This is a genomic window from Pararhodobacter sp., assembly GCF_036802785.1.
Lineage (GTDB): Bacteria > Pseudomonadota > Alphaproteobacteria > Rhodobacterales > Rhodobacteraceae > Pararhodobacter.
Window position 1 is genome coordinate 31,783 of record NZ_DAIRVN010000039.1, and the last position, 10,449, is coordinate 42,231.

Genomic DNA, 10,449 nt, shown 5'->3' on the forward strand with positions numbered 1-10,449 from the left:
ACCCCGTTTTCTCTGCTGTCTTTATCTGTGCTGGCTGGCACCCAGGGGGCACGTCGCTGGCGGAAACGAAAGGGATTGACGGCAATCCAGTCCTTCGCAGGCGTTTTCGCGCTATTCCTCCCAAGTAAATTTGTCAAGATTAAAGCGCCCCCTTCTGTCTGCGTCACGGGCCCGTGACAGGCGCAGGGTCAACCCTCGACAGACAAGACAAAATTTTACACTTGCGCCCGGACCGCAATTTATCCTAGTGAATCGGTCAAGTAAGGCTGCGGTCCGCCCGCAACCGCCGCGCCATCCAGCCGGACAGCCAGATACGCGCCACCCCTGCCCGTATTCCCTGCCAGAACTGGAAAGCGCATGTCCACACTTCTTGAAACCCCGCAAGGCACGTCTCCCAGCCCCCATGCGCTGCGCGAGGCCATCGCCGCAAACCCCAAAAAGCGCGCCCGCGATCTGGCCGACAGCCTTGGCGTGACCGAAGCGGCGCTGGTCGCCGCCGAGGTTGACGGCCAGCAGATCGTGCGGATCGACCCGGCGCTTGACCCGCTCTTCGCGCATTTTCAGGCGCTCGGCCCCGTGCTGGCGCTGACCCGCAACGACTCGGCGGTGCACGAGCGGGACGGCAGCTATCTGGAGTATCACAGCGGCCCGCATGCCTCGATGGTGCTGGGGCCGGACATTGACCTGCGCATGTTCCCGCGCCACTGGGTCCATGCCTTTGCCGTCACGCGCGGCGAGCGGCGCTCGGTTCAGGTGTTCGATGCGGCGGGGGATGCGGTGCATAAGGTGCATCTGCGCGAGGCCTCCGATGTGGCGGCATTCGGGCAGCTGGTTGAGGCGCTGCGCCTGCCCGATCAGGGCGACGCCATCACCCTGACCGGGCGCGAGCCGGTGGAAGCCGCCAAGGCCGACGCCGCGCGCGTCGATTTCCTGCGCAAGGAATGGGCGGCGATGACCGATACCCACCAGTTCCTGCGCCTGACATCCAAGCTGAAGATGAACCGGCTGGGCGCCTATCGCATCGTCGGTGAACCCCACGCGCGCCTGCTGACCACTGATGCGCTGGAAACCGCGCTGCGCAATGCGGCCGAGCAGGCAATCGAGGTGATGCTGTTTGTCGGCAACCGGGGCTGCATCCAGATCCACGGCGGGCTGGTGCACCGGATCGAGCCGATGGGCCCCTGGCTGAATGTGCTGGACCCGGGCTTCAACCTGCATCTGCGCGCAGACCATGTTGCCGAGGTCTGGCTGGTGAACAAGCCCACCCGCCACGGCACCGCCCTGTCGGTTGAGGCGTTCGACAAGGACGGCGGGCTGATCCTGCAATTGTTCGGCAAGCGCAACCCCGACACGGCGCGCTGGGAAGCGATGGCCGAAACCCTGCCGCGCGGGGCCTGAGCGATGATCGGTTCCAAAACACTGCGCATCGGGCTGGCGGCACTGGCGCTCTCCGCCGCCGCCATGCCCCTTCACGCAAGCGAGCGGGTGGTGGCGATCGGCGGCGCGCTGGCCGAGATCGTGTATGCGCTGGGTCAGGCTGACCGGCTGGTCGGGCGTGACACCACCGCCAGCTACCCGCCCGAGATCGCCGCACTGCCCGATGTCGGCTATATGCGCGCCCTCTCGCCCGAGGGGCTGTTGCGGCTGGCGCCTGACCTGATCATCGCCGATGAGGGCGCGGGCCCGCCCGAAACCATCGATCTGATGCTGCGCGCCGAGGTGCCGTTCATCCAGATCGACGCGGCCTTTGACGAGGATGGTGTTCTGGCGCGCATCCACGGCGTTGCCGAAGCGCTTGAGATCAGTGAGGGCGGCGAAGCGCTGGCAGCCGATGTGGCCGCGCGCTTTGCGGCGCTGGCACAGGCGCGCGAGGCCATCGACACCCCGCTCAGGGCGATGTTCATCCTTTCGGCGCAGGGCGGGCGGATCATGGCCTCGGGCGGGAACACGGCGGCGTCGGGTATTCTGGCGCTGGCCGGGGTGGAAAACGCGGTCACCGGCTTTGACGGCTATCGCCTGCTGACCGACGAGGCCGTGGCCGCCGCCGCGCCCGACGCCATCATCATGATGGACCGGGGCGGCGATCATGCGCTGAGCGATGCGCAGATCATCGCCCATCCGGCACTGGGGATCACCCCGGCCGGGCAGGCGATGCGCGTGGTGCGGATGGACGGGCTGTTTCTGCTGGGCTTCGGCCCGCGCACCCCCGATGCCGCGCTGGCGCTGATGGACGCGCTCACGGGCGGGAACTGAGGCCGATGTTGGCGGAAGGCATACGCGCGCAGCCCGCAGCAGGCGACCGTTCATCGCGGGCGCGACAGGTGCTGGTGCTGCTGGCGCTGCTGCTGGCCTGTGTCTCGGTGGCCAGCATGATGGTCGGTGCCTCGGGCGTGGCGCTGTTCCCGGCACTGGGGCGCTGGCTGGGCGGCGAGGCGCTGGCGATGCACGAGCGCGTGGTGCTGCTGGATATCCGCCTGCCCCGCCTGCTGACCGGGATCATGGTGGGCGCGGCGCTGGCGGTGTCCGGCGCGGTCATGCAGGGCCTGTTCCGCAACCCGCTGGCCGACCCCGGCATTGTCGGCGTGGGTGCGGGTGCCGGGCTGGGCGCGGTGCTGGCGATTGTTCTGGGTGCGATGCTGCCCGCCTCGCTGGCCGCGATCACCGGCCCGCATCTGGTGCCGATCGCGGCCTTTCTGGGCGGCTGGGGCAGCACGCTGGTGCTGTATCGCGTCTCCACCCGGCAGGGGCGGACATCGGTGGCGACCATGCTGCTGGCCGGTATCGCCATGGGCGCGCTGGCGGGCGCGCTGACCGGGCTGATGGTCTATATTGCCGATGACCAGCAGTTGCGGGATCTGACCTTCTGGGGCCTCGGCTCGCTCGCCGGGGCAAGCTGGACCAAGATTGCGGCAGCCGCGCCGATCATCATTCTGGCGCTGATCGCCGCCCCGGCGCTGGCGCGCGCCTTGAACGCCTTCACGCTGGGCGAGGCCGCCGCCGCGCATCTGGGCATCCCGGTGCAGCGGATGAAGAACATCGCCATCCTGACCGTCGCCGGGGCGACGGGTGCGGCAGTGGCGATTTCTGGCGGGATCGGGTTTATCGGCATCGTCGTGCCGCATCTGCTGCGCCTCGCCATGGGGCCTGACCACCGCTACCTGCTGCCCGCCGCAGCACTTCTGGGCGCCACGCTGCTGCTGGGGGCTGACATGATTGCGCGGGTGATCGTCGCGCCTGCCGAGCTGCCCATCGGCATTGTCACCGCCGTTCTGGGCGCGCCCGTGTTCCTGTGGATCCTGCTGCGCCGTCGCGGACTGGTGGATATGTAACATGCTGGAAGCACGCGATATTACCGTTGAACTGGGCCGCAAGCGCATCCTGCACGGTGTGGGCTTCACCGCCCGGCCCGGCGAAGTGACGGCGATTGTGGGGCATAACGGCTCAGGCAAGACCACGCTTCTGCGCGCCATGACCGGCGAGATCGCGTATCGCGGGCAGATCACGCTGGATGGTGACGACCTGCGCTCCCTGCCCCCTGCCCGGCTGGCCGCGCGGCGCGCCGTGCTGGCGCAGGCCACGACACTCGCCTTTCCGTTCACCGTGCATGAGGTTGTGCGGCTGGGCCTGACCGGGCACAGCGCGCTCCTGCCGGGGGCCGACACCCTGCCTGAGCGCGCGCTGCACCGCGTCGGGCTTGAGGGTTTTGGCGGGCGCTTCTTTCAGGAGCTGTCGGGCGGCGAGCAGCAGCGCGTGCAACTGGCCCGCGTGCTGGTGCAGGTCTGGCAGCCGGTGATGGAGGGGCGCGCGCGCTGGCTGTTTCTGGATGAACCCGTGGCCAGCCTTGATATCGGCCATCAGCTGCAGGTCATGCGCCTTGCCGCCGGTTTCGCGCAGGCGGGCGGCGGGGTGATTGCGGTCATGCATGATCTGAACCTGACCGCCATGTTCGCGCATTCCGTCACACTGATGATGGGCGGGCAGGTGCTGGCCGCCGGGCCGGTGGCCCAGGTCTTCACCAGCGCCACGCTCAGCGCCGCCTATGACTGCGACCTCAGTGTCAGCACCCCGCCGCCGGGCGGCGGGGTCTTCATTCTGCCGCAGGCCGTGGCCTGACGGACGAACCACCACAAAACGGACGCCAGCAGTACAGCCAGCCCCGAAACAAACCGATGCATAGGGGACACCATGACTGAACTGCCAAGGCGCGCCGGCGCCCTTTCCGGACTGAACCTTTCGGGCCTCACCTTCCCGGGCCTCGCGCTGGCGGCGCTGGCCGCCACCACCGCGCCCGTTCTCGCCCAGACCACCGCTGATACGGGGCGCGAAGGCGGCTTCACCCTGCTGGGCCGCATCATTCTGGGCGCGGGCCGCGCGCGGGTTGCCATCGACACGCCGCAGGCGGTGACCGCGCTTGAGGAAGAAGACCTTGACCGCGAACAGGCCGGGGTGCCCGGTGATTTCCTGCGCACGGTGCCAGGTGCCACCGGCTATGGCAGCGGGCGGATGACCGGGCAGTTCTTCAACCTGCGCGGCGTCGGCACCGGCAGCTCGTCGGATGAAAACCGCATCATCGTCTCGATCGACGGGGTGCCGAAATACGCCGAACAATACCGCATGGGATCGTTCTTCGGGGAGCCTGAGTTGTTTCGCCGGGTCGAGGTGCTGCGCGGCCCGGGCTCTTCCATCCTCTATGGTTCGGGCGCGATCGGCGGCGTGGTGGCGTTTGAAACCCGCGAGGCGAGCGATTTCCTGACCGGAAGCGAGAATACCGCGCTGCGCCTGCGGGCGGGCTTCAACAGCAACGGCGGCGGCTATCTGGGCTCAGCCATTCTGGCGCATCGCTTCTCGGAACGGTTCGAGGCGCTTGGCGCGCTCACCTACCGCCACGACGGCGATTTCCGCGCGGGCGACGGCAGCGTGGTCCAGGGTTCAGGGATGGATGCCGCCTCGGGGATGCTGAGCGCGACATGGCGGCCGGTGGAAAACAGCGACCAGCGCCTGCGCTTCTCCTTCACCCGCTGGCACAGCGATCAGGATGACGCCAATTACGCGGCCGATATCAACGCCCCGGTCTTTGGCCTGATCGACCGCACCATCACCGATGACACCGCCCAGATCACCTGGGAAAACCCGGCGCCTGACAACCCCTGGCTGGATACGCGGATACAATTGTCGGTGTCGGATACCGAGGTTGATCAGCGCAACAGCACCGCGACAATCCCCAGCGATCTCTTTGCCGACAGCGTTTACGGCTACCGCACCGTGTCGATCAACGCGCGCAACACCATCACCGCACAGGGCGGGAACTGGGATAACCACCTGACCTTCGGCGCGCAGGCCTCGCGGCAGGAGCGCACGCACCGCGCAGGCGGCGGCTCGCGTCTGGCGCACCCGGAAGGGACCAGCACACGCTTCGGCCTCTATGCGCAAAACGAGTTCATCTATAACCAGAGCCTCACGCTGATCGGCGGGCTGCGCTTTGACCGGACCGAGCTGAACCCCACCGCCGGTGTGCCCGCAAGCGCGATGCAGGCGCGCACGCATCAGGGCACCGCAGGCTCGCTCTCGGCGCATTACCGGCTGAATGACAACTGGGCGGTGTTCGGCTCGGTGGCGCGGACCGTGCGCCTGCCGACGCTGGACGAGATCTTTGAAAGCGGCTTCCAGGGCGGCACGGTATCGCTGGACCTGCGCCCGGAAACCGCGATCACCCGCGAAATCGGCCTGTCCTATTCGATGACCGGACTGGTCAGCAGCGGCGACTCGCTTGATGTCAAACTGACCGGCTTTGACAACCGCTTCCGCGACCGGATCGAGCGGATCATGGTGGCCGGCCAGCCCTCGTTCGGCAATATCGCGCGGGCGCGCATCCGGGGGGTGGAACTGGAAGCCTCGTATGACAGCGCAACCGCCTTTGGCCGCGTGGCGCTGAGCGCGATGGAGGGGACGAATACCAACACCGGCGCGCGGCTGGATTCGGTCCCGGCGCATGAACTGGTGGTGGAATATGGCCGCCGGTTCCAGCAATACGGGCTTGAGGCAGGCTGGCGCGGCACCTTCGCGGATGGCGCCACCCGCGCCAATGGCGACCGCTTCGGGGGCTACGGGCTGCACGACCTGTTTGTCGCCTGGACGCCGGATCAGGGTGTGCTGGCCGGGGCGACCCTGCAGCTTTCGGTCAACAACGTCTTTGACCGGCAGTATTACAACATCCTCGACGGATCGCTGGCCACGGCCGAGCCCCGGCGCGGGCGCGATCTGCGCATCACGGTAGGCCGGACGTTTACCTGGTAACCCCGCGCCCTTGCGTCGGAAATGCACCCCGCAGGTTTATTCCTGCGGGGTTTTTGCATGTGTCAGGCGGCGGGTTCGAGCACGATCAGCGTTTCGGTCACCGCATCGACCGCCGCGCGGCTGTAGCTCAGCGGCTTGTAGCCGCCGTTCAGCCAGTCCTGCTGCAAGTCGTTGTAATGGCTGGATTCCGGATCACCCGACTGGCCCGGCGTGTTGACAAAAAGGCTGCTGTCCCACGCGCCCACATCAATCACCATCCGCACCGAAGGGCCGACCACCGCCGCGAAATCTGACGGGCGGTAGGCCGCCAGCGCCACCGTTGAGCCACTGCCACCCAGCGCCAGCGGCGCGGGGCGGAAGGCGGGCACATCGGGGCAGACGGCGGCCAGCGGATGGGTCAGGGCCAGCTTGTGCACCGCCCCCCATTCCCAGCCCGCCGGATCATCCCCCAGCCGGGCGCGGCAATCTTCCCATGCCGCCGCCAACGTCTGGTCAATGAGCGTGGCAAGCTGCGCCTGCGGATCGCTGTCAAACCACGCCTCAGGCCGTTCCAGCACATCGGTCACCGACTGAACATCGCCGGGCAGCAGCAGCGCCGCAAATGCCCCCTTGGCCCCAAACGCCTTTGCCAGCGCCGGGAACAGGTGCCGCGTCACCCAGACCTCATGCAGTGCGGCGGGGGAAGAGCCGGGCGCCAGCACATGGTCCCAGCCCGCCAGATGCGCCTGCGCTGCGCGCGCCTGCGGGCTGGTCAGCGCCAAGCGGGCCAGCACCGCGCATCCCCGCGCCGCCGTGCGCGAATGAAGGTCATTTTGCAGCGCACAGCAATCCTGCAACCCCAGCTTTTCCCCCGCCCCCAGCACTGCCTTGATCCGCCCGGCGCGGCTGTGATCGATCCATTCATAGCCGATGCCCGGCGTGTCATGGTTCCAGCCCTGCGGCAGGTTCATCTCGTTGGCAGTGGCGACAAAACCGCTTTCGGGGTTCACCGAGGCGGGCAGTTCCTCAAGGCTGCGATAGCCCGCCCATTCATAGCGGCCGTCGCCCGGCACCGGCACCAGCCCGTTCCAGTTGTGCCTGAGCGGCGTCGCCCCCACCGCCTGCCAGGCGATGCTGCCCGAGGTATCGGCATAGACATGGTTGATCGAGGGTGTGCCCCAGCCGCGCAGCGCCTCACGGTAGTCATCGTGGTTCTGCGCGCGCATGACCGAGAGGCTGGCCATATAGGGCGCGGCACCCGGATCGGACCAGACGGTGCGCAAAGCATAGGCGCGCTGGTTCCCCGGATCGCGGTGCAGGACCGGGCCAAGATGGGTGAAATGCAGTTCACCCACCTGATCGGGGCAGCCGCGCACCCTGAAGCGCTCTTCCACCACCGTCATTTCGCGCCAGCCCTCACCGAAGCGGTAGCGCAGCGGGTCATCGGGGGCGGTGTCATGGACATGCACATCCTCCTGATCAGCGCCGAAGATGGTCAGCGAAAAGGCGATATTTCCGTTATGACCCATGGAGATGCCGGGCACCGCCGCCTCGCCGGCGCCGATCGCATCGAAACCGGGCATCGACAGATGCACGAGGTAGCGCACCGAGGGCAGCGCATGCACGCGGTGCGGGTCCAGCGCCATGATCGCCCTGCCGGTGGCGCTGCGTTCCGGGCCAATCGCCCAGTTGTTGGACCCCTCGGCCTGCGCCAGCTGCACCACATCGCCCAACGCATCAAAGCCACGCCAGCGCCCGGCATCCTCCAGCCTTGCCGCCAGCCGCTCAGGCGAGAACGAGACCGGGGCGGTGGCCAGCCGGAAGGTTTCCAGCACCTCCAGCGGGATGCTGGCCAGATCCAGATCGGGCGCGCCGACGGGGTCCACGGGCGGCAGAACCTGCATGCGCAGGGCATCCAGCTTTGCCGCCTGCGCGCCACCATGGCCAAGGATGCGCGCGCGGATCACCTCGGACAAAGCGTTGCGGGTCAGGCAATGGCTGCGGATGCGGACCACATCGGCGGCCTGCCAGCGCGCGGGGCGGGTGTCCATGCGCGCGAACTCCAGCGGCAGGGGCGCGCGCCCGGCCTCCACCTCGGTGATATAGGCGTTGATCCCGGCGGCGAAGGCGGTGCAGATCTCCTCGGCATCGGGCGCATAGGCAGCCCATTCCGGAGCCATATCGCCGCGATACAGCATCAGCCGCGCCGCGTGATCCTGCGCCAGATAGCCCGGCCCGAAATCTGCCGCCAGCAGGCCCAGCCCGCGCTTGCGCCACAGATCAATCTGCCACAGCCGGTCACGCGCCGCGTTGAACCCCTGTGCGAAGAACAGATCATCGCGGTTTTCAGCGCGGATATGGGCCAGCCCGAAGCGGTCCACCGCAATCTCGACCGGAGCGGTCAGCCCGGCAAGGCGGTGACGGAGGGGCGAAGCGGCGGCCTGATCTGAGGGCATGAGGCATTCCTGTTCTGGTTCTGCCCGGTCGGGGCCAGGGCGATCATGTCGCCAACCGCCCGCAGGATCAAGCGACTACCCGCCACACCCGCGCCGGGCTTCACCTTGGCGCGGGCGCGTGCCATGGTTGGCTGGCAGGAACGGGCAGGAACGGAAAACCGACAATGGACTCCAGACAGATCACCGAACTGGGCATCTCCGAGCTGCGCCACAGCCTTGACCCTGCCCAACTGGGCTTCACCTCCACCACTGACCTGGAGCCGCTGGAGCATCTGCTGGGTCAGGACCGCGCGATCGAGGCGATCGGGCTGGCGGCGGGTATCCGCAGCAGCCGGTTCAACCTCTTTGTCCATGGGCCTGAGGGCACCGGCAGGCATACCGCTGTCCTGTCGATCCTGCACGCCGAGGCCGCCACGCGCCCTGCCCCGCCGGACTGGGTCTATGTCCATAATTTCGACATGCCCGAAAAACCCCGCGCCCTGTCACTGCCGCGCGGCATGGGGCCGGTGCTGCGCAGCGCAATGGCCGAACTGGTCGATGATCTGGCGCAGGGCATTCCGGCGCTGTTTGAATCGGAAGAATACCAGTCCCGCCGCGCCGCGATTGAGGAGGAATACGGCGGGCGCAGCGAAAAGGCCTTTACGGCGCTGGCCGGCCGCGCGCGCGAACGCGGTGTGGCCATCATGCGCACGCCGATGGGCTTTGCACTGGCGCCGGTGAAGGATGGCGAGGTGCAGAAGCCCGATGTCATTGACAAGCTGCCCGAGGCCGAGCGCGCGGCGATCCGCAGCCATATCAGCGAAAGCCAGTCCGAACTGGCCGAGTTTCTGGAATCGCTGCCGCGCATCGAAAAGGAACACCGCGCGGCGCTGGGGGCGCTGCACCGCGAGATGGCCGAGCAGCAGGTCGATCTGAACCTGACCGATCTGCGCAAGGCCTTCGCCGGGATCGACGCGCTGGAGGCCTATTTCACCGCGCTGCGCACCGACCTGATCAACAATGCCGAGCTTTTCCTGAAAGCGGGCAGCGCAGGCGGTGACGGCCCCTTTGCGATCACCCCCACGCGCCTGCACGATCAGCCCGCCTTTCACCGCTACGGGGTGAATGTGATGGTGTCGCCCGAGGCTGATGCGACCGGCGGGGCGCCGGTGATCTACGAAAGCCTGCCCACACTCGCCAATCTGACCGGGCGTATCGAATATCTGCAACAGATGGGCGCGCTGGTGACCGATGTCACGCTGATCAGGCCGGGCGCGCTGCATCGGGCGAATGGCGGGTTTCTGGTGCTGGATGCCGCGCAGGTTCTGTCCGAACCCTTCGCCTGGGACGCGCTGAAGCGCTGCCTTGAAACCGGCGAGGTCCGTATCATGGGCGCGGGGGAGCGGATGGGCCTTGGCGCCACCACCACGCTGGAGCCTGACCCGATCCCCCTCAACCTGCGGGTGGCGCTGGTGGGGGACCGGATGCTGCACCGGTTGCTGGAGGCCTATGACCCGGCCTTCGGCCAGCTTTTCACGGTCTCGGCCGAATTCGGCGACGATATCGCGCGCGACGGCGGCAGCGTGGCACTGTTTGCGCGGCTGGTGGCCGGGGTGGCCAGCCGGGAAGCGCTGCGCCCGGTCAGCGCAGACGGGGTGGCGGCGCTGGTCGAGGTGGCCTCGCGTCAGGCTGATGACCGCACCAAGCTGTCGCTGGTCCTCAGCCGGATCTGGGATATCCT

The 10,449-nt window shown here is 67.7% G+C and carries 7 protein-coding genes; 6 read left to right on the plus strand and 1 reads right to left on the minus strand.

Annotated elements, in window-relative coordinates; genetic code table 11:
* The first annotated feature begins 357 nt into the window (after window positions 1-357).
* The 5 genes from V7Q53_RS13810 (at window position 358) to V7Q53_RS13830 (ending at window position 6,294) form a co-directional block, all read left to right on the plus strand.
* The gene (locus V7Q53_RS13810) at window positions 358-1,398 is read left to right on the plus strand and encodes a hemin-degrading factor (protein WP_333829178.1); all 1,041 of its coding nucleotides are present in this window, start codon (window positions 358-360) and stop codon (window positions 1,396-1,398) included.
* A 3-nt stretch (window positions 1,399-1,401) separates the two neighbouring features.
* Window positions 1,402-2,253: a heme/hemin ABC transporter substrate-binding protein gene (locus V7Q53_RS13815; protein WP_333829179.1), complete on the plus strand. Its 852-nt coding sequence runs from the start codon at window positions 1,402-1,404 to the stop codon at window positions 2,251-2,253.
* A 5-nt stretch (window positions 2,254-2,258) separates the two neighbouring features.
* Window positions 2,259-3,329, plus strand: coding sequence for a FecCD family ABC transporter permease (locus tag V7Q53_RS13820; RefSeq protein ID WP_333829181.1), 1,071 nt, complete (start codon window positions 2,259-2,261; stop codon window positions 3,327-3,329).
* Window position 3,330: 1 nt separating this feature from the next.
* Window positions 3,331-4,113, plus strand: a complete 783-nt coding sequence (locus tag V7Q53_RS13825; protein WP_333829183.1) for a heme ABC transporter ATP-binding protein — start codon at window positions 3,331-3,333, stop codon at window positions 4,111-4,113.
* 72 nt (window positions 4,114-4,185) lie between these two features.
* Complete coding sequence (locus tag V7Q53_RS13830; protein WP_333829184.1) at window positions 4,186-6,294, plus strand: TonB-dependent receptor domain-containing protein; 2,109 nt, start codon at window positions 4,186-4,188, stop codon at window positions 6,292-6,294.
* A gap of 62 nt (window positions 6,295-6,356) precedes the next feature.
* Here V7Q53_RS13830 and V7Q53_RS13835 read toward each other — a convergent pair whose 3' ends face one another.
* Window positions 6,357-8,729 carry a penicillin acylase family protein gene (locus V7Q53_RS13835; protein ID WP_333829186.1) on the minus strand — a complete coding sequence of 791 codons (2,373 nt, stop codon included), beginning with the start codon at window positions 8,727-8,729 and terminating at the stop codon, window positions 6,357-6,359.
* 164 nt (window positions 8,730-8,893) lie between these two features.
* Here V7Q53_RS13835 and V7Q53_RS13840 point away from each other — a divergent pair.
* On the plus strand, window positions 8,894-10,449 hold a 1,556-nt coding region (locus V7Q53_RS13840), incomplete at its 3' end, for an ATP-binding protein (protein WP_333829187.1).